The sequence below is a fragment of the Neobacillus bataviensis genome (genome assembly GCF_019969725.1).
Genome location: NZ_JAHXYW010000005.1, coordinates 397,402 through 423,665 on the forward strand (window position 1 = coordinate 397,402; position 26,264 = coordinate 423,665).

The following is a 26,264-nucleotide window of genomic DNA, read 5'->3' on the forward strand; positions in this document are numbered from 1 at the left end:
AAAGCTTTCCATAAGGGAATTTTTGTCGGGTTAAATTTTTAATATGCTATAATTTGTAAGAAGGAGGTGAGTAAGGATGGAGCACTTGTTAAAACAAATGATGGAACAAATGAACCGGCAGTTTGAAAAAATCGACAACCGATTTGACACTATTGATAAGCGTTTGGACGGCATGGATCAGCAATTTATGAGCGTGAACAAGCGGCTAGATAGCATCGATCAGCAATTTATGAGTGTGCACAAGCGGCTCGATGGCATGGATCAGCAAATTTTGGGAATCAATCAAAGGTTAGATAACGTTGATAAGAGTATTCAATCTCTAAAGAACACAGTGGAAAACAATGCCTCTGAGTTTAGAAGTCATTTTAGACACATTGAAAATAAATTAGAGGAACATGATAAGATGTTCGAGCTAGTATCGGAAGAGATGAGGCGCGGTAATTGGATGTAATTTAGAATAAACCCCTTAGAAGACTTCAAAAACTCCCTCAAGTTTCTCCAAGATCGGCAAAAATCTCAGGAAAAATAGCCTTTGCCGAACCTATCGACAAAGGCCTTAACATTTGTTATGAAATTCTCGAACGCAAATATGCGTTTATAAACTGATCTAATTCCCCGTCCATTACAGCCTGAACGTTACCACTTTCCGTACTGGTTCGGTGATCCTTTACCATTGAATAAGGATGGAAGACATAAGATCGTATTTGACTTCCCCAGCCGATTTCCTTTTGTTCACCGCGAATTTCCAATAGCTCTTGTTCCTGTCGCTCAATTTCCCGTTGATAGAGCTTGGCTTTTAGCATTTTCATGGCAGCTTCACGGTTTTTAATTTGCGAGCGCTCTGACTGGCACTGCACGACCACACCAGTTGGAAGGTGAGTAATCCGCACCGCTGAATCCGTCGTATTGATATGCTGTCCGCCCGCACCGGTCGCACGATACGTATCAATTTTTAAATCCTCTGTCCGGACTTCGATTTGAATATCATCATTCAATTCAGGCATCACTTCACAGGAGACAAAAGAAGTATGGCGACGGCCTGAGGCATCAAACGGAGAAATCCGCACAAGCCGGTGAACCCCTTTCTCTGCTTTTAAATAGCCATAAGCATTATGACCTTTAATCGACAAAGTCACACTTTTTATCCCCGCTTCATCGCCGGGGAGGTAATCCAATGTCTCCACCTTAAAGCCCTTCTTTTCGGCCCAGCGTGTATACATCCTTAATAGCATTGATCCCCAGTCCTGTGATTCTGTTCCACCGGCTCCAGGATGAAGCTCTAAAATCGCATTATTTTTGTCATACTCTTCACTTAAAAGAAGCTGCAGTTCAAATTGATTTAAGCGTCCGGTTAACTGCAGAAGCTCATCTTCCAGCTCTGCACGCAGTTCGGCATCATTCTCTTCTTTGACCAGCTCATAGGTCAGTTCCAAGTTTTCTAATGAGTCATTCAATTCATTGAACTCATTCACCTGTTCTTTTAAACCGTTAGCTTCACTGATAACCGTTTGTGCAGCCTGCTGATCATTCCAAAAATCAGGATGAAGCATAGCATCCTCTAGCTCTGCGATTCTGGCCTCTTTATTTTCAAGGTCAAAGAGACCCCCTAAAGTCCGCTAATATCTTAGCTGTTTTTTCCAGTTCATTACGAATTTCTGCTAATTCCATTTTCGTCACCTCTATAAAAATAAAAATCATATCCTGTATTTTAGCTTATTCTGAAGGCATCGCTCAGTTCTTATCCATTATAGCGTGATTGCCGTATAAAATTCAAAACTTGACCGCTTGTTAAAAAAATACTTCGTATATTTCATTTATCATCCTGTCAAAAATGGTACTATTAAAATAAGAACAAACTGGACAAAATGCACATAATTTCTATAAGTTTTATACATAAATATTCTCAAAAATCGGGAGATAAAGGAGCGAAGTGAGTTGGAGAAAATAAACCGGAATGATCCTTGCCCTTGCGGCAGCGGGAAAAAGTATAAAAAGTGCTGCGGTGCAAATGAAGCTATTTCTATCTCGGAAATCCTTGAAGGGGAAATTGATGACCTGCAAAAGCAGCTGATTCATTTTGCTGTATATCACTATGGACATGACATCCAAGAGGATTTTGAAGCCTTCGGGACTTTCACTGACATTGATAATGAACAGGAATTGCATTTTTATGAATTGATCCATACCATTTGGTTTTCGCTTTTTGAAGAATTAGAAGATGGAGATACAATAATTAAGAAATTTATTGCTTCGGAAACTGGCAAAATAAAGCGTCCAAAACTGAAGCAAATTTTACAAACCTGGACGAATGCCAGAACCATTGCCGGACAGGTCATTACCCTGGAAAATAACAAAATGACCATTGAAGACGGGTTTACCGGCGAACAAATGGATGCGGTCGTTACAGGCATGCCGGTTACCATTGAGGAAGGCTCCTTCTTTGTTGGACTCTTGGTGCCCTACGAACAAGACTATGTCTTTTTCCCATCTCCATTTGATTTGCCGGACATAGAGCCCGAACATGCCTTCCAATATATTAAAGATGGCAGCAACGGCGCAGATTATGATTCACCACAAGATTACCTGACTGATTTTTTCATGGAGGTTTTGAGTGAACTTCCGATGATTGGCGGCTTGCTTGATATTGACGAAATGGAATGGCCAGCACCGATTTATAAAGAAGTTGCGGATATTTTCAAAAATAGACTTGATGCCTTTGGAGTGCCGACTCCGATTGTCGATACAGGCGTTATTCTTTGGCTGAATTTTTGCCTAAAAAAACAAAAGCGCATCCAAAATCCGTACCTTTATGTAGCTGCCCTTCATTATTTACTTTCTACCATCGCTCCTATGGAAAAAGTGTTTACCCAAAAGGAATTAGCTGAACTTTATGAAGTTTCCCCGGGAGGTATCAGCTCAATTTATTCAGAGCTGGAATCTGCACTATCATCGGAAATTACTGAGCTGATGGGGTTCGTATTCGATGCCGACGAAGATCCGCCCTTTGAGGAAGCAACCGTGATTGAGTTCCCTAAAAGCCGGAGTATAAATGTGGTTGACTCAAATGTGCAGACATTGCCAAGTGCTGAAAAGGCAGCTAAAAAAGGAAAAAGCACTTCGCGAAAGATATCGAGAAGCGCTCAAGAACGAGCTAGAAATATGATCTACGATGCCATGCAGACAGAAGGAAAACATCGGTATAAACTAGCTGAAGAAGCACTAAAGCTTAATCCAAATTGTGCCGATGCCTATGTCATTCTCGCAGAAAAAACAAAGAGCCTTGAAGAAGCAATTCTTCTCTTTGAAAAAGGAATTCAAGCCGGAGAGAGAGAACTAGGCAAAGCCTTTTTCAAAGAAAACTCCGGCTACTTCTGGGGGCTAGTCGAAACAAGACCGTTTATGCGGGCAAAACTCCATTATGCAGAGTCCCTATCTCTATTAGAAAAAATACCTGAGGCAGCCAAGCAGTATGAAGAATTGCTCGAGTTAAATCCTATGGATAATCAAGGTGTTCGTTACTCTTTGTTTGTAGCCTATATCGATTTGGGTGAAATGAATAAGGCAAGGGCTTTGCTTGAACAATACGAAGAGGAATCTGCCCAATATTATTACAATAAGCTGTTGCTCGAACTGCACGATAATGGTTTTACAGCAAATGCAGCTAAGCTCTTGAAGGCTGCGAAAAAAGAGAACAAACATGTCATTGCCTATCTAACGGGACGAAAACGTCTTCCGGCCTACACTCCAGAATTTTTCGGGTTTGGAGATGAAAATGAAGCGATTGTATATGCCGACATGCATTTGCATTTGTGGAGGAAGATTGAGGGGCTGCAGGAGTGGTTGAAAAGTATTAAATAAGTTAAAAAGAGCGGAAAAGTTCCGCTCTTTTTTATGGAATAATCCTTTTAGGTGCATGTGCAGTATCAATAAATGATTTGCTATCGCTATGACATTCTGAGCATGCTTTTGTACTATTCCTATTATGTTCAACAGTAGATGTCAGGCTTATTCCTGTTTCTTTATTATAGATGGCTTTGCCTGTTTCACCATATAATACGGTTTGACCATTGTGGCACGATAAGCAAAATTTGCGCTGCGAATCGATGTCCCAATCACCATCTGTTTTACTAAACCAATTATCATCAAGCTGATCAGTCTTAGGTTTTTCACCTTGCAGCTTTTCGTTTCCAAGCTCTGATCTGAGCATGTTCAGATTAGTTGCTCCGTGTGTTTCATGGCAATCGGCACATGGAAGCTGGCCATTTAACGAACTGCCGCTGTCAATTGTTGCTTGAATATTATGCCCGGATTGGCTTTTAAAGGTCCCGTCTGTATAATACTTTTCAATATTTTTTGCTTTGCTTCCATTGTGACAAGTAAAACATAATGAGAAGTCCATTGACACCCCTGCAGCTGTTCCTGCTTTTTTGTAGCTATATAAAGAACCATTCCCACTCGCCATTCGGTGAATGCTATTTGGATTTTCTTTTGTCCCCGGGTTATGAGGGTCATGACAGCTGGAACATGAAACACTTGTACTCTCAAAATGTTTACTTTGCTGACTATTATCCTCAATCTTTGGTGAACCAGTACCATCGTGACACGACATACACATATCATTTTCATTTGTACCATTTTTACCATTTATGAGAAATTCATTAGTACCATTATGTGTACTATGGCAATATGAACATGCATTGGTAACAACCGAAAACGGTCCATGAACATAGTCGTTATCCCTGTAATTATTCAAATTGTCTCCATTGTCAGCAGGAAATTGATATTCTTCATATTTACCGGCAGTAGTGAATTTTAGGAATCTAGGAATAATAGGAATTTGTGATACTGTAGTGAATTTCGGATTTAAATAAACATTATAAGTAGTTCTTGGAAAAAAATTCTTAACTGGTGTAAATGAATATACATAGGATTTAAGATCATTCGATAATGCGGTCGTTTTTACCAACCTTTCAACTCCTGTAATATCACCAAAAGAAGTTAACAATGGCTGAGTTTTAATATCGATTAATGGATCGGTGCTTCTGATATCTATTAATATCTTATAATCCAAAGGAACACGAGTCATATCCTCTACTGGTAAATAGGTGCTGGGAACGTCTCCATCTGGTATATATTCCTCTGAAGCATCTTTAGGAATCAGATACATTTTTGCCAGGTAAGGTCTTTTTCCTATGGTGTCTTCAGCTAGGACACTGGTTACGTTAGATAGCTGGCCAGTACTTGATTCTGTAGTTGTTGAAGTTTGTCCTGTATCGGCAGCCTGATTTTCAGCTCCTATTTCAGTGCCTGTTGTCTCCTCGGATCCAGACTGATTTACAGTAAAAGTCCGTTCAATAGGCGAACTGCTAATGCCATCCTTATCTGTGATTATAATGGATACCGTATGATTTCCCACACTAAAATCAGTCTTTACATAAGTAAAATCAGCAGAAGGAGCGTTTGGTTTAATCGTCAGCGTTCCTTCATTTGTAATCTCTCTTGGCTGCTGGGTAGCGCTTTGCTGATCAAATACTTTTACAAGAAGGCTTTCAGGCGGAGTATCATCATCTGTAATGGTGCCGGTTAATTCGACTGATGGAGCATCAAACACCGAATCCTCTACAGGGGCGATGATACTTATTTCAGGTACACCCCCAGCCGATAGAACATGGGTATCAGGAGAATAGGAAAGGAGGGAACCAATAATTACGCCCCATATGACAATGCATGAAATTATTTTTCGTTTGAAGTTCATCCTTTTCACGGTATTCATCCTTTTCTCATTGCCTTTTCAAGAAGTAAAGGCTTTTTAATTAATTATATCAACTGATTAAACATTAATTTTCATGGTTAAGTTAAATATTTTTGACAGTTTCTAGTCCAGATGAAATAATAAAAACAAGGCAACAATAGTGATATTGTCACCTTGTTTTTTACTATGATATTTATCAGGGCTAACAAATAGTGAGGCTATTTGTTAGCATTTTTTTATTTTATTAAGTTCTTACCTGAGTAATCTCCACCAGGAACAAAGTACTTGCTAGCATCTGTAGTATTAGGATAATTTGTTGTTCCCGGAGTATTGGCGATTTGGTGTGTAGATTGGTGACAAGCCCAACATACAGCCATATTTGTGAATCTCTTTAAGGAAGAACCTTTTTTACTTACATCTTTCATATAAGCTTTAGCTTGTGCTTCAGTCCACCCTTTTTTAGTTTGTAAATCAGCAATTGTGTTACCAGCTGTATCTCTTAATGTTGTAATATCTGTACCATGTGCATAGTGACATGCCACACAGCTTCTGCCTTGCTTAGTACTGTTTGTAGTATGTGTATAGTGTACTCCGTCAGCTCTAGGGCCATTTTCTCTATTTTTTAAATAATCGTCATGGCAGCTTGCACAGAATTCAGAGTAATTCAATTTGGAATCATAAACCTGTGCTTGTGTTAATCCATCAGCAGGTTTATTATAGATACCATTTGATTTGTAAATTTTTAAGCCTGATAGACCTGTAGCGCTATTAATAGCAGCGTATGCAGGATCTTCTACTAAGTTAAGCTTAATAGCTTTTGTACCGATTGGAACCTGATTCAATTTCGTAATTGTTTCAGCGTATCCAACGATAGTGACATTATAGTTGTTACCGTATTGCTTACCGGCAACGGTTTCATTTAATAAACGGTCATTAGCTGATCCGTGTGGATTATGACAGCTTGAGCATTCAAATACAGCTGTAGATTTATTGTTTAATGCACCAGGTGCTGAATTGACTGATAAATCTGAATCTACATTGTGCATAGAAGCACTTTCTTCATGAGAACCCATAACACCAGCTTCACTTGCTACTTTAACGTTATAGAAGCCCATTGTCCCATCATGGCAGGACATACAGAGCTCATATTCGCCGCTCTTCATTAACAGGTATTCGTCTTCCCCATTGTGCGTACTGTGACAGTTTGCACAAGAGTTTGTGTTGTTTTGGAAGTTACCATGTGTTCTGTGCGTATTGTTGTCTCCAAAGTTATCTACAGTTCCAACATTAGATGGTAGTTTCACTTCTTCTGCAGAAGCAAGAGCGCCGAACATGCTTAGTAAAATAAGCATGAATATTGCAGACACACTGATTTTTAACTTACTCACTCTAAAAACCTCCCTAAAATCTCTCTCTGTTTGTTTTTCTCTCTTTTTTGTTTGGCATACCTGACTTATAGACTTACTTTTCTTCACCACCCCCTTAAGGTAAATATCCTATATCCATATCAAAAAACTAACCGTGCGGGAGGTATTCCTGGTAGTTTTCTGTCCTTATTCGAGTTTATCAATTTTCCTTTTAGCTAAAAAAATCATTTAAAACAAGGTAACAATACTAAAATTGCTACCTTGTTCTGAAATCAACTTTCCTGCCAATAAATTGCTAAATTATTATCTGATTAGTCCTCTTCCGATGAAACGGCCGTCTGGACCGATGTATTGCGGATCAATCTGAGTTGTAATACTTGTTGCGTGACAAGCAAAACAGATTGCCATGTTCGTGTATTTCTTTAATGAAGAGCCTTTAACGCTTACATCTTTCATGTATGCTTCAGCTTTTTCTTCTGTCCAGCCATATTTTCCGCCATCAGCAACCGGCTTAGTAAGGTCAGCAACTTTTTGTCCTAATGCATCTGTTAAAGTTGTTACATCTGTACCGTGTGCATAGTGACAGGCAGCACAGTTTCTTCCTTGTGATGTAGAGTTTGTAGTATGAGAGAATAGATAATCATGTGTATCTGTTTTCGTTGCATTGCTAGGTCTGCCTGATGATCTCTTTCCATAGTAGTCATCGTGACAGGCAGAACAGAATTGAGAATAGTATTGTTTATCAAGCGAATCTTTTGGACCGATTGATTTTGTGATTTTTAATCCGCCACCTGTAAGTGTGTTGATAGCCGTATAGTCAGGATCCTCTGTCAAGGCAAGATTAATCGTTTTAGTGCCCACTGGAACCGACACTAATGTGGAAGGATTGTAAGCGAAAGGTGTAGTTCCAATCACTGTTTCTTTCAATAATCTGTCATTAGCTGAACCATGTGGATTATGACAGCTAGAGCATTCTAAAATATCTGTTGATGTATTCTTTACTGCACCAGGTGCTTGTTTCACTAATAAGTCTGAATCAACATTGTGCATTGATGAACTTAAATGGGAATCATCAAAGGTTCCTGCACCGCTGCCTTTTGTAACATCATAAAAACCCATTGTTCCATCATGGCAGGACATACAAAGCTCATATTCTCCATCTTTCATTAGCAACATTTCGTCTTCACCGTTGTGCGTACTGTGACAGTTTGCACACGAGTTCGTGTTGTTTTGGAAATTACCATGTGTTCTGTGAGTACTTTGATTACCAAAGTTATCAACATCACCAACATGAATTCCAGGTGCAGGGTTTGTAGAAGTAGGCGGTACGCCATCTTCCGCAAAGGCAACTGCACTGAATATGCTCAATAACATAAGCATAAAGACAGTTGATAACCCAATTCTTAACTTACTCATTTCTAAAACCTCCCAAATCTCTCTCTATTTATTTAATGGTAAAATACAAGAAAATTTACTTTTTCCGGCTCACCTCCTTTACCGGGAAGGGGAATGGTTAATAGAAAACGGATACTCGTTGATTGATAGTATCTGTCACAAACAAGGTGTCTCGATCGTCAATAAACAGTCCATTTGGAAGATAGAGTTTATCATTTTCAGTTCCCATTCCACCTAATTCATATAATTCCTTTCCATCCTTATCAAAAGCATAAATATTATGGGCGAGATTGTTTACTACAAAAACATTTCCCTTAGAATCGACGGCAACCCCTCTTGGATTTAGAAAGGTAGGATCACCTTTTCCGTCTTTAGATCCATTGATAATTTTGATGAATTTGCCAGATTTATCAAAAACTTGGACTCTATTATTTCCTGAATCTGTAACGTATATATGGTCATCATTATCGACCGCTACCGCATTCGGTGCGATGAATTTACCTTCTTCCATACCGGCGCCGCCGATTTCCAGTAGTTTCTCTCCGCTTAAATTAAAAACAAACAATTTATTTGCTTTAATATCAGTAACATAGAGCTTTTTATCAATAATCCGCAGCCCGCCAGGTGATTTTAGAAGTTTTTCTTTATCATTAAAGTATTTAAGAAACTTACCTTTTGAATCGAAAATAGAAATATTGGCATTGTATAAATCTGCTACGTAAACATTGCCATCTTTATCTCCAGCTATTCCATATGGGAATTTAAATTCGCCTTCTTTTGTACCTTCTTTCCCGAACTTAAAGACCGAAGTACCTGACTGGTCAAACACTTGAACTTGTTTGTTATTTGTATCACTTACATAAACAAATTCCCCAATTTTTGTTACATCCATTGGTTTATTTAGGGGTGCATTAAACTCCCCGTATAAGGCATTCGTAAAAATCGGCGGTCCGCTCGGATCTACTTTTGCAACAATCGGTTTGATCGTCGATTCTAAATTAAAGAAATAGATTGCTGCAAAAAAGGCAACGGAAAGTGCGACAATACTACTCATCAATATATAAACAGTTCTCTTTTTCAAGTGTGGTCAGCTCCTTCTATTTGTTGTCTTTTCCTTTTGCAGCGATTCTTTCCAGGCCTTCAGAGGCAGGTTTATAGAGCGGATCATAGGTTAAAGCCTCTTTGAAAAACTTCTCAGCTTCCTTCCTTTTGCCTTGATCCTCTGCCACTCGTCCAATTTCCGTGATGATATCTGTATTAGTCGGCATTAACTTTAGGGCTTCTTTGAGAGATTTATTCGCTTCGTCATACATTTTCAAATTGCGATAAACCATTCCAGATAACAGATGTGCTTTAAAATTACGTGGTCCTAACTCTACCGCTTTTTGAGCCTGCTTTAAAGCATCGTTGTATCTTTCTTCCTTAATATAAACAAGACCTAAGTTAAAATAGGCACCAAAGTATTTGCTATCCAGGTCGGTTGCCACCTTCAATTGTTTAATGGCATTGTCGTTATCACCTTTTATAAAATAGGAGTAGCCTAAATTTACCCGATTTTCAGCATTATTTGGCTTATCATCCACTAATGCTTGATAATAATCGATTTGTTTATCAAGCCGGCTTTGGTCTGAATTGGACCATAAATATTTTTCGCTTACAAAAAAGGCTCCGCCTACACTAACGATTAAAGCAGCAAATAAAAGCATAAAAGCTTGTAATTTAGTAAAATACTTACTTTTTTCCTTCAACTTTGTTCTTTCGTTTATTTCTTTTTCTGGAATGATTGGCAGCTCTCTAGCTTCCATAATATCCACCTCAAATTTCACTAGTATTTTCTGATTACCCCTGATCGACTTGTTGGTAATATCAGAACCTATATCGCTCCAAATCACAGGTACCAACTGTTTTTACGGGTTTAAAACTGCTCTATTGCTTATGGCATTCTGTACACTTTGGTTTAGAATGGCACGTATAGCATTTTGCTGAAGGTCTCTTAACTCCCTCTAACGGAATAGGATGGTTTTCTTTGAAATTCTTTTGACTATGTTTGCTCGGATGACAGCTTGAGCAATTCACTTGATTTCCAGTTACGGTACTAGACTTTTTCACATCATGGCATGCGACACAAGATTTTTGATTTTTGCTTGCAATCGATCCATGACTGCTGAAAAAGCTGCTATCATGGCTAGCCGGACGCTTGCTGTGGCAGTCCTTGCAAAATGTATTCTCTTTTGCATAGTCGTATTGGTTCTTTTGTTTTGCGAGAGTATTATCCTTATTAAGGAAACTATCAATTACAGATGGATCATCATACCCTTTTAAAGGCTCCTTCGACATATCATTATGGCACTGTTGGCATTTCTTTAAATTTTCTGCCGCCAGCTTCCCATGCGTTTTTGTTTTAAAATCAGCTTTTTCATGGCTTTTAGGGAGCATGCCCGTTTTGTGACAGGCTGAGCATTCAGTGGTTACTTTACGAGCCTTATGGCATTCCACACAGGTGTCCATATCTGGACGGATGAATTTGAAATCCGCCATCGCAGAAACACCGGTTTTAGAATCCCATTTATCATAGTCGGTTTGGAACGTCATTTTCCGATCGGCAATTTTACCATGAGCAACACCGTTATGGCATTGGATACATTCAATATCTTTGTTTTTGTGTTTATCATGGGGGATGATTATATCCCCAGATGCTGTGACATCGCGTTTGGATACATCATGACAGCTCTCACAGGCACTATCAGGTATTTCCTTAGGCATTCGAATTGGCGCGGTGTATGTTTGTGTCGCTTTCTTGTATACCTGGAGAAGGCCATTGGCTTTCGATTGAGCATATTCTTTTGTACCTGAGCCTATATGACATTTAACGCAATCTACTTCGCTATGTGTGGACGCCTTCCACGTGTAATACTCCGGCTTCATCTCATGGCACGAGGAGCAGAATTTTGAACTCGAAGTAGATTCAACTCCTATTAATCCCAATGCGAAAAAGACGACGATAACTAACAGTGCTACTGTTAAATATTTATATAATTTGTAGCGAGCCCGTGGAGGGGAGGTCTGATTCATGTGTTCTTCTTCCACTATTTTCCCTCCTTTTAAACATTTTCACCTTAATTCTTATCATCTTTAAAACCGGTTCTATGACAATATTTGCAATAAACATCTGTTGGTGCTTTCGCCGCGGTAGAGTCCGCTTTTGGTTTATCTTGGTCATGACAGACGAAACATTCTGCTTTCTGATCACTTGTTTTGGCTTTAGAAGCGTGACCCGTCAACCATTGATTACTCTCGCCATGTCCATCCGGACGATCGGCATGACAGGCTGCACAGAATTTGTTGGTTCGAGCTTGATCTTTTGCAAGAGTCAAATTCGGTGTGTACTTAATCTTTTGATTTCCCATTTTAAGAAGCGAAATGATATCCTCTTTTGGAATTTCCCGTACCCATTTGGAATCTTGGTGACAGTTCATACATTTATCAAGCTGTTGGACAGCAGTTTGTCCGTGGTTTTGGTTCCAATCTACTTTTTTATGTGTCTTAGGAATCACTGTTTGTTTATGACAAGTCTTACATTCCATTGAAATTTTCACATTTTTCTTTTGCTTTCCAATTGCCTGCAAAATGATATCTTGTGTTTTTTGCTCATGCTCTAAAGAGGCGGCTTCGGTCTTTTCCCCTTCAGTTGTTGCTTCAGTTGTTGCTTCAGCAGAGATGTCTTTTACAGCTTCTTGTTTGTTCTCTTCAAGCTTTTTTTCTAGTTCTTCTGGTTTTGGAGGAACAATGTAAGCAACATCCTTCCAAGGTTCTTCACCGTTATTTACCTTGTCATGGCAATCAATACAAGTTCCCATGTTTGGTCTTAAGTATTTTTTCTCAATTAATTTTTCAGCATTTTCTTTTGTCCATTCGCCGCGTGCTTCTTCAACGTTAATACCGCGTCCGGCAATTTTGGCATGAACGACACCAGCATGACAGGTGACACATGGGATATCTTTTTCAATATGTTGTTTGTGATTTACCTTTAAATCCCCTGACGCTGTAACCAACCGGTTCTTCGAGTGACATTGTAAACAGTTTTCGTTCGAAACAGCCTCTTCCTCAGTTTGCACAATTTGTTTTGGTACGCCTGTAACGTGGTAGTACACTTCCTTCATAGATTTCATTTTGTGTGTGATCATGTTCGTGAAGCCTGGCTTGATATGACACTGTACACAGGAAATCTGGTTATGCGCGCTGGCTGTGAATGTGGAATACTCTGGTTCCATTTCATGACAACTGGAACAGAATGAAGGTGAATTTGTGAAGGACAGGACTCCATATCCTCCTCCAAAAATAACAATGCAACCAATTAATGAGACGAATAATAATTTCCATCTGTTAACTGGATTCTTCCAATCTATATTTCGGAACTTTTGCCAAAGTCTACAAATAGGGCCAGCTTTTTTTCTTTCTTCTCTAGTATCGGGATTATTTTCTTTATTTTTTTTCCCCCAAAAGGCCACTTTCCTCACCCTTCCCATATTGGAGTCATTATCTATTTATTTTCCATTCAACCTCTCTAAAGGTAGTATCTAACATTGCGAAAGGTTATTCCAATGTACAATTTGTGAATAATTTTTCATTCCAATCAGATTGTCCATTATCTCTAAAAACACTATTAATATGTTGTTTTCAAAGGATTAGTTAGCACCATAGCGGCAGTGTATTGGTGTATAAAAATTCATAATTTGTTCTTTTTATGCAAACATTTGGTTGGTTATTGCGTTTTTAATCTTGCTTACATTGCATTTTCCATAAAAATCCATCAATTTGTCATATTTGACGAAAAAACGAACTTATCTTTTATGAAGAATTGGTCTTAATAGGAGGCTGACAATATTTGCTTCTACACTAACATTGTTGTCACTGCATAGAGGAAATGGTAAGATGAAAAGGGAAATTATCGAAAAAGTTTGATATGATTTTTTTTAAAAAATGTTCTTGTAGTCTCGATAAAAAGGAGCGTTCATCACATGATGGGGATTTTAAATAAAGTATTTGATCTTAATAAGCGTGAGCTGAAGCGTCTGGAAAAGCTTGCTATACAAATTGACGCATTAGCGGCAGAAACTGAAAAACTGACAGACGATCAGCTTCGTGAAAAAACGGAGGCATTTAAAGCCCGCTATCAAAACGGCGAAACCCTTGATGACCTTCTTGTGGAAGCCTTTGCGGTCGTTCGTGAAGGTGCGCGCCGTGTGCTTGGCCTGTATCCTTACCATGTTCAGCTGATGGGGGGTATTTCTCTCCACGAAGGGAATATTTCGGAGATGAAGACCGGGGAAGGTAAAACGTTAACAGCGACGATGCCGGTTTATTTAAATGCACTTTCCGGAAAAGGCGTGCACGTTGTTACAGTCAACGAATACTTAGCTAGCCGTGACGCGAACGAAATGGGTCAGCTTTACCAATTTTTAGGATTAACAGTCGGACTTAACTTAAACAGCATGGATAAAGATGAAAAACAAGCTGCTTATGCCTGTGATATCACCTACGGTACAAACAACGAATTCGGATTTGACTACCTTCGTGACAACATGGTTCTTTATAAAGAGCAAAAAGTGCAGCGCCCGCTTTTTTATGCGGTCATTGACGAGGTTGACTCCATTTTAATCGACGAAGCGCGGACACCATTAATTATTTCGGGCTCGGCACAAAAATCCGCTGCGCTATATATTCAAGCCAATGCTTTTGTCCGGATGTTAACGAAAGACCAGGATTATACCTATGATGAAAAAACGAAGGGCGTTATGCTGACTGAAGAAGGAATCAGCAAAGCGGAAAAAGCTTTCGGCATTGAAAACCTTTTTGATATGTCGCATGTTACCTTAAACCATCATATTAACCAGGCGTTAAAAGCAAATGTCAGTATGCACCTCGATGTTGATTACGTTGTGCAAGAAGGCGAAATTGTCATCGTTGACCAGTTCACCGGCCGTTTAATGAAGGGCCGCCGTTACAGCGAAGGCTTACACCAGGCAATTGAGGCAAAAGAAGGCCTTGAAGTCCAAAATGAAAGCATGACAATGGCAACTATTACGTTCCAGAACTACTTCCGTATGTATGAAAAATTGGCTGGTATGACAGGTACGGCTAAAACGGAAGAAGAAGAATTCCGTAACATTTATAATATGAACGTTATCGTGATTCCAACCAATAAACCAATTGCCCGTGATGACCGGCCGGATTTAATTTATGCATCGATGGACGGCAAGTTTAGAGCTGTTGTCGAGGATATTGCCGAACGCCACGAAAAGGGACAGCCTGTTCTAGTTGGTACGGTAGCGATTGAAACGTCTGAGCTTATTTCCACTTATTTATTCAAAAAACGGATTCATCATAATGTCTTGAATGCGAAAAACCATGAACGTGAGGCGGAAATTATCGCAGAAGCTGGTCACAAAGGCGCAGTTACGATTGCGACTAACATGGCAGGACGTGGTACCGATATTAAGCTTGGCGAGGGAGTAATTGAATTAGGGGGTCTGGCTGTAATCGGAACAGAGCGCCATGAGAGCCGCCGTATCGATAATCAGCTTCGCGGACGTTCTGGACGTCAAGGGGACCCGGGGGTAACCCAGTTCTATTTATCAATGGAAGATGAATTGATGCGCCGCTTTGGTTCAGATAATATGAAGACCATGATGCAGCGCCTTGGGATGGATGATACCCAGCCGATTCAGAGTAAAATGGTATCCAGGGCTGTTGAATCCGCGCAAAAACGCGTTGAAGGCAACAACTTTGATGCACGTAAACAGCTTCTGCAATATGACGATGTTCTTCGTCAGCAGCGTGAAATTATTTACACTCAGCGTGACGAAGTGTTGGAATCAGAAAACCTTCAGGAAATTGTTCAAAAAATGATCTTAAGCACCATTCAACGTTCAGTCGATGCCCACGCGTCCCAACATGAGGATGAAGAAGAATGGAACCTCCAGGGAATTGTGGATTACGTACATGCCAACCTGCTTCAGGAAGGTGATATCACGTTAGAGGATTTAAAAGGCAAGGATCCAGAAGAAATGGTCGATGCCATTTATGCAAAAGTGAAGGAGCGCTACGAGGAAAAAGAACAAATTCTTTTCCCAGAGCAAATGCGCGAGTTTGAAAAAGTGGTTACTCTTCGCGCGGTTGATTCCAAATGGATTGACCATATCGACGCGATGGACCAGCTTCGCCAAGGAATCCATTTACGTGCATATGGCCAAATCGACCCGCTTCGTGAATACCAGCATGAAGGCTTCGCGATGTTTGAAGCGATGATTCAATCAATCGAGGAAGAAGCAGCCATGTATATCATGAAGGCTGAAATCCGCAATAATTTGGAGCGCCAAGAGGTAGCGAAAGGCCAAGCCGTGAATCCAAAGGAAGACGGAGAAGCTGTTAAGAAGAAGCCGAAAGTAAATCAATTAGATGTCGGCCGCAATGATCCATGTATTTGTGGCAGCGGCAAGAAATATAAGAACTGTTGTGGAGCAGCGAAATAAATTATCGTATTAATAGAGCTGGCATAGAAATCGCCGGCTCTTTTCCTATTTTGTGGATGGTTTTTGTGGATTTGTAGATAAGTGATGTGTAATTGTAGATAACTCTCTGAATTTTGTGGATATTCATCCTGGATTTACAGATATCCACATGGGGATAACTTTCTAAAATAAACGACCATCTTATTTGATGGTCGCAATTTGTCCTCCTTAGGCGGAAAACTTATTATTCGAATCATAGTTTGAATCCTTGCCAATATGTTTGAACAAGTTAATTGTGAATAAAATAACGCCAACTACAACAACGAGGGATCCGATAATTGCAACTGGAAGTGCCGCATTGCTTCCGGTAATGACTTGCACCGCAATTCCTCCCAACATAACCGGAACGCCAATGTTATGAAACCAGAACTGTGTTTTTGCAAGCTTCGAATTTGCCGCCTGTGGATAAAAATGATAGATTAGTCCAAACAGCGCCATGGATACCCAGCCTAATAGATTGATATGGGCGTGCACAGATGTTAGTCGGAAGTCATGAATAATCCCCATTATGATTCCAGCCAAAACCCCAATTGTTAAATAAACGCTTGCTACCTTTAAATACTTTTGCCCCACTTTATTCTTACCTCCATAGTCCTAAATTCTCAAAAAAATTATGTACTTTTACAATTTAATGGATTTTTTCCATATTTTCAATAGTTTCTCCTATCAAAGCAGTGCAAACTACCCGGTATATTTTTCATAGCCCCAAAAAAGAAAGAGTGCACCATTTTTCGGCTGCACCCTTTGGTATGATTATAAAATTAATGATTACCTTTTCCGTTACCTTGTCCATGCTGGTTATCATCATTATTTTGCTTGTTTTCTTCAGATTTTTTAGCTGCTTCTTGCTGCTTTACTTGGACCTTACTTGCTGCCTCTTGTTGTTTAACTTCTACTTTTTTCACTGCTGCTTGTTGCTTTTCTACCGCTTTATTTGCTGCTTCAGCCTTGTTAGCAGCCGCTTTTACTTGCTGTTCTTTAGATTGGTCTTCAGCGACATTCGTTGTTTCTTGTTCGGTTTTCTCTACTTCTGTTGCTTCTTCTTCCTGCTTATGCTCTTTTTGAAGCTTATGCTTTGCCTTTACAGCTTCATCACCTGAAACCTCTCCAGTAGCAACCTTGTCTTCAATTTCGCCCATTTTTTCAGCAAATTTGGCATCTTTTTCTTCCAGTTTAGCTGCCTTTTTTGCTAGTTTAGCAAATGACTTTTGCACGTTTTTCATAATCGCTTGCTGTGCAGTAGGGTTCTTAACGTGTGCCAATGCTGCACATAAAGCATCGATATTATGGGCAAGCTTTGTTTCTACTTTTCCCTCATCAGCACTTTGAGAGTCATCTGTAGAATCTATTTCAGTCGCCGGTAATGTTTGACTAGCTTCCTCTTGTGTGGCAATGGCTTCTTTTAAAAGCGCTGCCGCCTCTTCCGTTTTGCCTTCTGCAAATAATGCATTGGCCTCTGCAATACGTTCAGACGCAAAATCCGCTAAAAGTTGAGCTTGTTTATAATCATCAAAAGTGAAAGCAAGCTGGATTTTTTCAGTCATGGTTTTAACAAAATAGAAGAATTCACCAGGAACTAATGAAGGCGTTTCCACTTTTTCTTGTTCTGTTGCTTCAACATCTGTTTGGTCTGTTCCATTTTGAACTTGATCGGTTGTCACCGTTGAATCCGGTGTGGCTTCCGTGCCATCGCCATTTGCGAATGCACTGCCTGCACCAAATGAAAAAAATAAAGTTGAAGCAAGCATACCACTTGTTACTAAACTACTAATTTTTCTGTTTTTCATATGACATTTGTCCCCCTAATAAAAGTCTACTAAAGATTACGTTTATCAATTTGAATTTACGGCGGTACTAGTAAAAAAGTTTAGCTTTTTTTGACAGTACTTTAAATCATAAATTTTCCCTATAGGAAAATAGCCCTCCTAATTTTTAGAGGTCAACTTTTTATCATTCTTTTTTCATATATTGAAGAACTTCTAAATCAATAAATCCTGCCGGTTGTTCTCTCATTTCAAAGTTTTCAGTATGAATATAGGCAGTAAGAGCTTTTAAAATGTCATCCTCATTATCTTGACAATTGGTGAGATAGCCGAAATTGGTAAGGCAAGCTGTCAATTCTCGTTTAACCTCTCCCTCAATTGCGACAACTTGCTCCGGTTTGGAAGGAGCAAAGTATAATTGCTGGAGGTGATAAATTCGAATTAATTCTTTAATTGGATCTTGATGGTCATCCACCCGTAATTCGATATAGCGATCATTAAAACCACCGTATCCGCCATTTTCTTTTACAACATATAGTGCCGCAGATTGTTTTCCTCTGCTGTCACCTCCTGCTTCCTGTCCGGCATCAAGTGCGGCAAGAAGTCTTTCACCAAGGGTACCCTTCGTCACAGTAAAAACATGCGCCATCGCTTCAATCGTATTTCCATCAACTAAAATGTTTCCTTGTGCAGCAAAATGGGGGCCTGTCATCCCGCCTGCCCAATGATAACACTCTTTTCCAGTAAAGGTTGCTGCGTTCCCTTTTGCATCAATAAGACCGACCTGGCGCATCTCTCTTTCAGTGTCTTCTGCCAGAAGCGTTTGAAGAGCTTCTTCGGCTGATTTCCCCTGTTCCATCAATTCCAGGGCCTTTGGGCCATAAGAGGTATTCGCATATGATTGCGTTGCGACTGCTCCAGCGCCTGCCCTGGCCCACGGAACAACAGCTCCAACACCTAAAAATTTGGATTGTACAGCTATACCCCATTCTTTTTCAATTGGATCATAACCTACGATTGAAAATGTCATGTTATTCCCTCACAAACTATGTATTTTTTATTGTTCATTATTAACATTAAATAATTAAGGATGCTTCTATTAATTTCATTTTTATTATATAGAAGATTCAGAATTTAGTATACCTATCTCAATTATGTATGAGGAGCACTTTATTTAAAAAACGCCGCTCCGGCCATCCGGTGCGACGTTCTTGTTCATATTAATGGGCTTCAATTAAGCCATAGCGGCCATCTTTACGCTTGTATACTACATTAGTACGGTTAGTATCTGAGTTCGTGAAAACGTAAAAGCTGTGACCCAGCATGTTCATCTGCAGGATCGCTTCTTCGCTATCCATTGGTTTAAGGTCGAAGCGCTTTGTACGCACTAACTCTAAATCTTCCTCATCTAAATCATGTACTTCGGTATTTTCTGAAGTTGCAAAGGTAATAGGAAAATCACCTTTTTCACGGAATTTACGGTTTACTTTTGTTTTGTGCTTGCGGATTTGACGCTCAAGCTTGTCAGATATTAAATCAATTCCAGCGTACATATCAACATTTGTTTCTTCAGCACGTAAAACTAAATGCGGCAGCGGAATGGTTACCTCTACTTTAGAAGTTTTATCCTGATTGAATCTAAGATTCACATTTACTTTTGCGTCGGGTGCTTCTGTAAAATAACGCTCCAATTTTGAAATTTTCTTTTCTACATACTCTCTAATTGCTGGAGTAACCTCAATGTTTTCGCCACGAACGTTATATTTCATGTGGACTCCTCCTTTAGTTAAGGCTATGTAATAACATTTCTATTCTACCCTATGATAATCCTGCTAAATCAGAACAAAAATTTTGTCGAATTATTGACAAAAACAATGGGTAAATAGTGACAATGTTTGGCACAGCCTTTGACATTGATAGGAAACATTTACTAAAATGAATAGTTATTCATCTTAATTTTCATATTAATATTAATTGGGACAATTTGCTACAAATATGCTTTGGGTGTCAGGCACTATAAAAAGACATTTCCCCACCTTTGTCCACTGGAGGTGTACACTAACTAATGTCCACCCCATATGGACAATCGTTAGTATTTGTCCACGAAGGGTGTCAGGCACTTATCTCGCTATCGTTAATGATTGAATGGCAGCAGCCCCAGCACCTTTTAAAAGCTTTGCGGCATGCCTTAGGGTTGAGCCTGTTGTATAGATATCATCGATAATTACAATGCTTTTGTCCTTTAAATTTAAGTCATGGCAAAACTTAAAAACTTGGGGTAGATGGATTCTCTCAGACCGCGATTTTTTCGATTGTTTTTCGGTATGAATTCGGGTAATGATTTCTGATGGGGTAAAGCCTGACACTAACAGTAGTGCTTCCGCTTGATTAAACCCGCGCTCATAAAGGCGCTCATCACTTAATGGAATCGGAACAAACAAGTCCGGTTCCATTTTTATCAACTTATCTTTCATAAGTTCTGAAAATACTTTTACCAACGCATAATCTCCACGATATTTAAATTTCGCAAGCACTTCTTTTAAAAAGTCATTATAGAGAAAAAGGGAGATATTCTTATCAAGAAAACCTTGCCATTCCGAGTCCTCTTCCCAACGCGTACAATCATAGCATAGATTTCCATGACGAAATTTCTCGTCTAAGTGAATAAAGGGGCGGCAGCAAATTTGGCATGTTTCCCCTTCTATTTTTTCTAGCTTACTTTCACATGTTGTGCAAATAGAATGCTCTTTTTCTACTGAAATCATGGCTTTCCAGCTGATGCTGGGGCGGATTAGTTCGTGGCATATTAAACATCGGTCTTGCAGGAATAAATTCATTCTTCTCATCCTTTATCTAACTAATCAATTAATCCCCTTTTTACGCCTTCACGATTCATTCCGTCAATTTGTTTTTTGGCTTTCAGCATTTCATTCGTTTTTCCGTAATGAAAGAAGGTCACTACTCCTTCCGGGTGATCCTTGCTCCTCCCCGCTCTTCCGGCAATTTGCACTAAGGCACTTTCTGTAAAAATATCATCCTCAGCCCCAATAACGGCAACGTCGATATTGGGAAACGTTACGCCGCGTTCAAGGATTGTCGTTGTGAGAAGGAGAGAAATTTCTTTAGCACGCATTTTTTGAACCTTTTCTTTCCTGCCGGGATCTTCTGCATGGACAGCCTCAGTATTCGGGGCAAGCCTACGTAGGATTGGAAGTGCTTTTTCCATAAGCGGGATGTGTGGAAAGAAGAGTAAGGCTTGTTTGTTTGAGTCGGTCCTGTCTTTTATCCATTTGAAGACATTCGGGGGTAATTTATTTTTGTGAAGCTGCTTTTGCCAGTTGCCGCACCAAATGAATTCAGGGACAGGAAGCGGGTGGCGGTGAAAGCGGGCAGGTATCGTGGTAAAAGCTCTTTTTCCAGTCCGGCATTCTCTTTGCCATTTTTGGTTGGGTGTGGCGGTTAGATAGATCATGGAAGAGTTTGGTTTCCGCGCCTGAATGGCGGCATACTGGAGTGATTCCTCGACCGTGTAGGGAAAGGCATCGACTTCATCTAAAATGATTGCATCAAAGGCATGGTAAAAACGGAGCAGCTGGTGAGTGGTTGCAATCGTGAGCGGGGCGAATAAATGTCGGTCTCCGCTGCCGCCGTATAGAGAGGCTATGGTGATTTCAGGAAATGCTGCCTTTAATCGAGGGGTGAGCTCAAGAACTACATCCGTTCTTGGTGTGGCTATGCAGATTCTTTTTAGAGCGGCTAAGGCGGCTTCAATTCCCGCGAACAGCACTTCGGTTTTTCCTGCTCCACAAACAGCCCAGACTAAATGCTCTTTATTTTGTTGGATGGCGTTCACCACATGGTCGGATGCGACATGTTGTCCCTTTGAAAGTCTCCCCTCCCAAACCATAATTTTTTGGGGGAGTGCGGTGTCAGGCACCGGGCCATTCCAGCCAAGCAGCGGGGTACATTCGCTTATCCGCCCCATCATGATACAGTGCCGGCAATAGAAGCAGGTTTCACCGCATCTTTTGCAAGGGTAGGTTGAAAACCACTGTGGATCCTTATTTCCGCACCGTGTGCAGCAAGTTTTTTTACCGTTGTATTGGATCCCAGGTCGGTAAGTAATATATCCATTCTCATAATGTGTGTGAATTTCGTTGAGGGGGAATGGGATATCGTCAAGAAGAAGCTGTTTTCCGGTAAGGTGCTGCTGCAGGTCTTTGTTGTAAGGAAAGTTTGGGTTTAGCTGCGGCTGTGGGATAAATGGAATTTGGGAAATTCTAAATGATTCTTCATGTGGAAATTTGACTGGAGTTAACTGCTGGTTTTTTAAGGTAAAACGCATAGGGAATCTCCTTTGGGGTGAAGTGGTATTACGATTTCTGGTTGTGCCGGTGGATTTTAATCACTCCTTTGTCTTTTTTGATAAATTTCTACAAGTTTTCTGAAATTCCTGCGGAAGAAAATTGTCGATATTTTGAACTTATGGTTGGGGGGGTGAATGGGGATTTCGCGAACTCGGGCTGGGATTTCGCCAAGTTTCGGATTTATTGTATTTATTCCGCAATCTCGTCCCGAGATTCCGCGAACTTCCCTGCATTTTCCGCGAAACACTGAAATCCTCCCTCTGTAAACGACGAAACCCAAAATAAAAACCATTCCGGCCCAAAGACCGAAATGGCAGGTATCTAATCTTAAAGTTTTTTCATCCAGCCCAAGCCCATGGCTCCTTCGCCGAGGTGGGTGCCGATGACGGCTCCGAAGTAGCTAATAGAGAATTCTACGTTGGGGTACAGTCCAGTCAGCTCCCGACGCCACTCCTCAGCTTCCTGCCCGCGATTGGCGTGGATGATGACGGCCCGCCAATCGCCACCGCTCAAGGCATCCTCGCCAAGCAAATCGGCAATCCGCTTCATCGCTTTCCGGCGGGTGCGGATTTTTTCAAACGGAGCAATAACCTTGTCCACAAAATGCAGCAGTGGTTTCACCTGCAAAAGGCTGCCGATGAAAGCTTGGGCGCTTGAAAGGCGGCCGCCGCGCTGCAAATGTGCCAGATCATCGACCATAAAATAAGCACGTGCCGTCTTCTTTAATTCCGAAAGTCTAGCCAAAATGGCATCTGCATCCGCGCCCGAAGACGCCATCTCAGCTGCTTCCAAGGCATAAAACCCCTGAACCATGCAGCTGATTTCCGAATCAAATGAATACACCTTGATTCCCTCAACCATCGTTCCAGCGGTAACCGCCCCTTGATAGGTGCCGCTGATTCCACTGGACAAATGAATACTGACAACAGCGTCGTAACCTGCGGATGCAAGCTGCTCAAACAACTCAACAAATCCCCCAATCGGCGGCTGGGAGGTCGTTGGGAGCGCCTTGGTCCGCACCTCCTCGTAGAACTGGCTCCACGTGAGATCGATTTCCTCCTGATAAACCTCATTCCCGAAAATGACATTTAACGGGATCATATGTATATTAAATTTTTCTCGCAATTCTTTCGTTATGTACGCAGTGCTATCCGTGACAACTGCCGTTTTCATATATGTCTACCATCCTTGTCTATAAATACAGTATGACTATTTTATATGAAAATCCTAAAAAATGCACCACAAAAAAGAGCATGCCCATTTAGAGCATGCTCTTGACGAAAATATTAACGTACTTCCACCCAGCCATTTTTGATTGCAACAACAACAGCCTGTGTACGGTCGTTGACGTTCATTTTTTGCAAAATGTTGGATACGTGGTTTTTGACCGTTTTTTCACTGATAAATAAAGCTTCACCAATACCGCGGTTACTTTTTCCATCTGCAAGCATTTGCAGCACTTCACATTCACGGCGAGTTAACAAATGCAATGGACGACGAATTTCGATCGTCTGCACGTAGGCACCTGCACGGACCACACCAGCAGCCAGCTTTCGATATTCGTTGACCAAGTTGTGAGTAACCTTTGGATGCAAGTAGGAACCACCATCAGCCACGACACGTACTGCTTCTATTAAAGCATCAGCGTCCATTTCTTTTAATAGATAGCCACAGGCACCGGTTTGCAGTGCATGGGTCACATAGTTTTCATCATCGTGAATCGATAAAATGATTACTTTTGTTTCAGGAAATTTCTCGACTAATTCACGTGTCGCTTCGACACCATTCTTTTCTGGCATATTGATATCCATGATGACAACATCAGGACGATATTCTTGTACAAGGTTTAACGCTTCACTGCCGTCGTCGCCTTCTGCAACGACTTGAAACGATTTTTCAAATTCTAGTATTCTTTTAACGCCTTCTCTGAATAGTTGGTGATCGTCAATAATGACAATTTTAGTAGTCATTTGCTACGCCCCCTCATTTAGTTGATTAATGGAACATGAATTAATACTGCTGTTCCTTTTCCAATTTTTGAATCAAATGTAATTTCACCATCGAGCAGGTCGACCCGCTCTCTCATCCCAATCATTCCAAAAGACTCTGGCTTCTTATGGTTAATATCGAAACCTACGCCATTGTCTTTGATCAAAACGCTAATTGACGAATTGGTTATTTCCAGTCTTACTTTTATTTCACAGGCATTCGCATGCTTAAGTGCATTTTGCACTGACTCCTGAATCATGCGGAACAATGCGACTTCATACTTAGTCGGAAGCCGACGTTCTAGGCCAATGTTCTCAAAACTAATTTTCGAGTGGTTATGATATTCTTCGATAGTACGCAGATATTTTCTGAGGGTAGGAACGAGACCTAAATCATCTAACGCCATAGGACGTAAGTCGTAAATAATACGCCGTACCTCATATAGGGCTGAACGGACCATTTTTTTGAAACTATCTATTTCTAAAAATGCCTCTTCAACACCCCTATCACGATAGACCCGTTCAATTAAATCGGAACGGACGATAACGTTGGCGAGCATTTGCGCGGGTCCATCGTGAATCTCACGAGACAGCCGCTTCCGCTCTTCCTCCTGTGCCTCAATAATTTTCAGACCAAAATCCTGCTTCGCTTTCGCAACCTCGCCGACTTGTTTTAAGTCACTCTGCAAATAGTTCATGACGACAGAAATTTGTGAAATGAGCTGGTCAGCCCGATCAATTGTGTCAACCAATCCAAATAGCCGGCGCTCAAGATCATCGCGTTTATCCAAAAGCTGCTTTTTATACTGCCAATTTATAGAAAGATCCATTTGCAACTGATGCGCTTTTTCATACGCATCACGGACCTCTTCCTCCGAATACTTTTTAATATTCATACTCACTTCAGACAGCATGACTCTCGCGTGGTGCACTTGCTTTTCTAGCTGATCTCCTTCATCATTAAGCTTGACCATCATTTGTTTGATATTGTCTAATTCTGTTGTCATGTTGTCGTAATCTTGACGGCATTTTTCACTAATGCGAAAGATGTCACTCTTACTGCAGGTTACTGTCTCAATCATTTCTTCGCGGATTTCATCAATGGATTTCATATTAATCTGTTTAATTTTCATTTTTATTCCTCCAGGGATTGCATATTTTTCCCTTTAGGCCTTCTAACATATTTTACCTATAAATGGAGCGTTTTGCTATTTTGAAGGCACTATCTAAAGACTTAACCCTCAAAGTTCAGTAAAAAGTAGTATAATGATAATATTATTCTACTACTTTCATCCTATAACACATATTAACATCACTGAACTATGATTATTATATCATTCGAATTTTACTATCATATTAAAGGTATATTACAACCATATTTTTTATTTTTTAAAAATAGAAAGGAGTTTAACATGCTCGCAAGTTATTTTACAGTAAAAGAAACAGGAGAACACGAAATTGTAATCCAGAAATCCCGGTTTATTGCTCATATAAAAAGAGTCGAAACGGAACAGGAAGCCCAGGAATTTATTCAAGTCATTAAGAAAAAGCATTGGGACGCCACCCACAATTGTTCTGCCTATCTGATTGGCGAGCAGGATCAGATTCAAAAAGCCAATGATGACGGGGAACCAAGCGGAACGGCCGGTGTCCCGATCCTTGAAGTTTTGAAAAAGAGAAAGCTAAAGGACAGTGCCGTGGTAGTTACCCGTTATTTTGGCGGGATCAAATTAGGCGCTGGCGGTCTCATTCGCGCTTATGGCAAAGCTACCTCTGAAGGTCTTGATACCGTCGGAATCGTTGAAAGAAAACTTGCCCAAGTCATCCATGTAAAAATTGACTACACTTGGCTCGGGAAGTTAGAAAAAGAACTTAGGGCGTCGGAATATAAACTGAAAGAAATTCACTACCTAGATAACGTCATCATTGATACGTTTGTCGAGGAAAGTAGTGTCGAAACCTTTGTCGAATGGATGGTTGAACTCACGAACGGCCAATGCACCATCGAAAAAGGTGAAACAGTATATCTTGAGGAAGATTATATTAGGTCTTGAGATAGAT

21 protein-coding genes are annotated in these 26,264 nt (G+C 40.4%); 4 read left to right on the forward strand and 17 right to left on the reverse strand.

Annotation, left to right across the window (positions count from 1 at the left end; all coding sequences use genetic code 11):
• Positions 1–76: 76 nt before the first annotated feature.
• Positions 77–451, forward strand: coding sequence for a hypothetical protein (locus tag LC455_RS15745; protein ID WP_223592165.1), 375 nt, complete (start codon positions 77–79; stop codon positions 449–451).
• Positions 452–566: 115 nt separating this feature from the next.
• On the opposite strand, the gene prfB is transcribed toward LC455_RS15745, so the two are convergent.
• Positions 567–1,668, reverse strand: a protein-coding gene (gene prfB / locus LC455_RS15750) for a peptide chain release factor 2 (RefSeq protein WP_223592166.1) whose coding sequence is annotated in 2 segments (ribosomal slippage) — positions 567–1,595 and positions 1,597–1,668 — 1,101 coding nt in all. Because the reading frame shifts where the segments join, the coding sequence is not laid out codon by codon here.
• A gap of 267 nt (positions 1,669–1,935) precedes the next feature.
• On the opposite strand from prfB, the gene LC455_RS15755 reads away from it, so the two are divergent.
• The gene (locus LC455_RS15755) at positions 1,936–3,858 is read left to right on the forward strand and encodes an SEC-C metal-binding domain-containing protein (protein ID WP_223592167.1); all 1,923 of its coding nucleotides are present in this window, start codon (positions 1,936–1,938) and stop codon (positions 3,856–3,858) included.
• A 31-nt stretch (positions 3,859–3,889) separates the two neighbouring features.
• Here the strand turns inward: LC455_RS15755 and LC455_RS15760 are convergent, their stop codons facing one another.
• The 7 genes from LC455_RS15760 to LC455_RS15790 all read right to left on the reverse strand — a co-directional run bounded on the left by LC455_RS15760 (position 3,890) and on the right by LC455_RS15790 (position 13,040).
• Positions 3,890–5,755 (reverse strand): cytochrome c3 family protein, encoded by a 1,866-nt coding sequence (locus LC455_RS15760; RefSeq protein ID WP_223592273.1) that lies wholly within the window; start codon positions 5,753–5,755, stop codon positions 3,890–3,892.
• Positions 5,756–5,988: 233 nt separating this feature from the next.
• The gene (locus LC455_RS15765) at positions 5,989–7,140 is read right to left on the reverse strand and encodes a cytochrome c3 family protein (protein ID WP_223592168.1); all 1,152 of its coding nucleotides are present in this window, start codon (positions 7,138–7,140) and stop codon (positions 5,989–5,991) included.
• A gap of 282 nt (positions 7,141–7,422) precedes the next feature.
• Positions 7,423–8,535 carry a cytochrome c3 family protein gene (locus LC455_RS15770; RefSeq protein ID WP_223592169.1) on the reverse strand — a complete coding sequence of 371 codons (1,113 nt, stop codon included), beginning with the start codon at positions 8,533–8,535 and terminating at the stop codon, positions 7,423–7,425.
• Positions 8,536–8,632: 97 nt separating this feature from the next.
• On the reverse strand, positions 8,633–9,595 hold the full coding sequence (locus tag LC455_RS15775) for a 6-bladed beta-propeller (RefSeq protein ID WP_223592170.1): 963 nt from the start codon (positions 9,593–9,595) through the stop codon (positions 8,633–8,635).
• A 16-nt stretch (positions 9,596–9,611) separates the two neighbouring features.
• Positions 9,612–10,319: a tetratricopeptide repeat protein gene (locus LC455_RS15780; protein ID WP_223592172.1), complete on the reverse strand. Its 708-nt coding sequence runs from the start codon at positions 10,317–10,319 to the stop codon at positions 9,612–9,614.
• Between the two features lie 121 nt (positions 10,320–10,440).
• Positions 10,441–11,601, reverse strand: a complete 1,161-nt coding sequence (locus LC455_RS15785) for a cytochrome c3 family protein (protein ID WP_223592174.1) — start codon at positions 11,599–11,601, stop codon at positions 10,441–10,443.
• A 29-nt stretch (positions 11,602–11,630) separates the two neighbouring features.
• The gene (locus LC455_RS15790) at positions 11,631–13,040 is read right to left on the reverse strand and encodes a cytochrome c3 family protein (protein ID WP_223592176.1); all 1,410 of its coding nucleotides are present in this window, start codon (positions 13,038–13,040) and stop codon (positions 11,631–11,633) included.
• Between the two features lie 492 nt (positions 13,041–13,532).
• Here LC455_RS15790 and secA point away from each other — a divergent pair, with 492 nt between their 5' ends.
• Complete coding sequence (secA, locus tag LC455_RS15795) at positions 13,533–16,046, forward strand: preprotein translocase subunit SecA (protein WP_223592178.1); 2,514 nt, start codon at positions 13,533–13,535, stop codon at positions 16,044–16,046.
• A gap of 207 nt (positions 16,047–16,253) precedes the next feature.
• Here the strand turns inward: secA and LC455_RS15800 are convergent, their stop codons facing one another.
• The 9 genes from LC455_RS15800 to LC455_RS15840 form a co-directional block, all read right to left on the reverse strand.
• The gene (locus LC455_RS15800; RefSeq protein ID WP_223592180.1) at positions 16,254–16,658 is read right to left on the reverse strand and encodes a cbb3-type cytochrome c oxidase subunit I; all 405 of its coding nucleotides are present in this window, start codon (positions 16,656–16,658) and stop codon (positions 16,254–16,256) included.
• Positions 16,659–16,846: 188 nt separating this feature from the next.
• Complete coding sequence (locus LC455_RS15805; RefSeq protein ID WP_223592182.1) at positions 16,847–17,872, reverse strand: DUF5667 domain-containing protein; 1,026 nt, start codon at positions 17,870–17,872, stop codon at positions 16,847–16,849.
• 163 nt (positions 17,873–18,035) lie between these two features.
• On the reverse strand, positions 18,036–18,878 hold the full coding sequence (locus LC455_RS15810; protein ID WP_223592183.1) for a DUF1028 domain-containing protein: 843 nt from the start codon (positions 18,876–18,878) through the stop codon (positions 18,036–18,038).
• 190 nt (positions 18,879–19,068) lie between these two features.
• On the reverse strand, positions 19,069–19,617 hold the full coding sequence (hpf, locus tag LC455_RS15815; protein WP_223592184.1) for a ribosome hibernation-promoting factor, HPF/YfiA family: 549 nt from the start codon (positions 19,615–19,617) through the stop codon (positions 19,069–19,071).
• Positions 19,618–19,968: 351 nt separating this feature from the next.
• The gene (locus LC455_RS15820; protein ID WP_223592185.1) at positions 19,969–20,685 is read right to left on the reverse strand and encodes a ComF family protein; all 717 of its coding nucleotides are present in this window, start codon (positions 20,683–20,685) and stop codon (positions 19,969–19,971) included.
• A gap of 20 nt (positions 20,686–20,705) precedes the next feature.
• Positions 20,706–22,193, reverse strand: a complete 1,488-nt coding sequence (locus tag LC455_RS15825) for a DEAD/DEAH box helicase (protein ID WP_223592186.1) — start codon at positions 22,191–22,193, stop codon at positions 20,706–20,708.
• 349 nt (positions 22,194–22,542) lie between these two features.
• Positions 22,543–23,388 (reverse strand): DegV family protein, encoded by an 846-nt coding sequence (locus LC455_RS15830; protein WP_223592187.1) that lies wholly within the window; start codon positions 23,386–23,388, stop codon positions 22,543–22,545.
• Between the two features lie 113 nt (positions 23,389–23,501).
• Positions 23,502–24,185: a response regulator transcription factor gene (locus LC455_RS15835; protein WP_223592188.1), complete on the reverse strand. Its 684-nt coding sequence runs from the start codon at positions 24,183–24,185 to the stop codon at positions 23,502–23,504.
• 17 nt (positions 24,186–24,202) lie between these two features.
• Entirely contained in the window at positions 24,203–25,336 is a 1,134-nt protein-coding gene (locus tag LC455_RS15840) for a sensor histidine kinase (protein ID WP_223592189.1), read from the reverse strand.
• Positions 25,337–25,615: 279 nt separating this feature from the next.
• Between LC455_RS15840 and LC455_RS15845 the strand changes: the two genes are divergently transcribed.
• The gene (locus LC455_RS15845; protein WP_223592191.1) at positions 25,616–26,257 is read left to right on the forward strand and encodes a YigZ family protein; all 642 of its coding nucleotides are present in this window, start codon (positions 25,616–25,618) and stop codon (positions 26,255–26,257) included.
• Positions 26,258–26,264 lie beyond the last annotated feature (7 nt).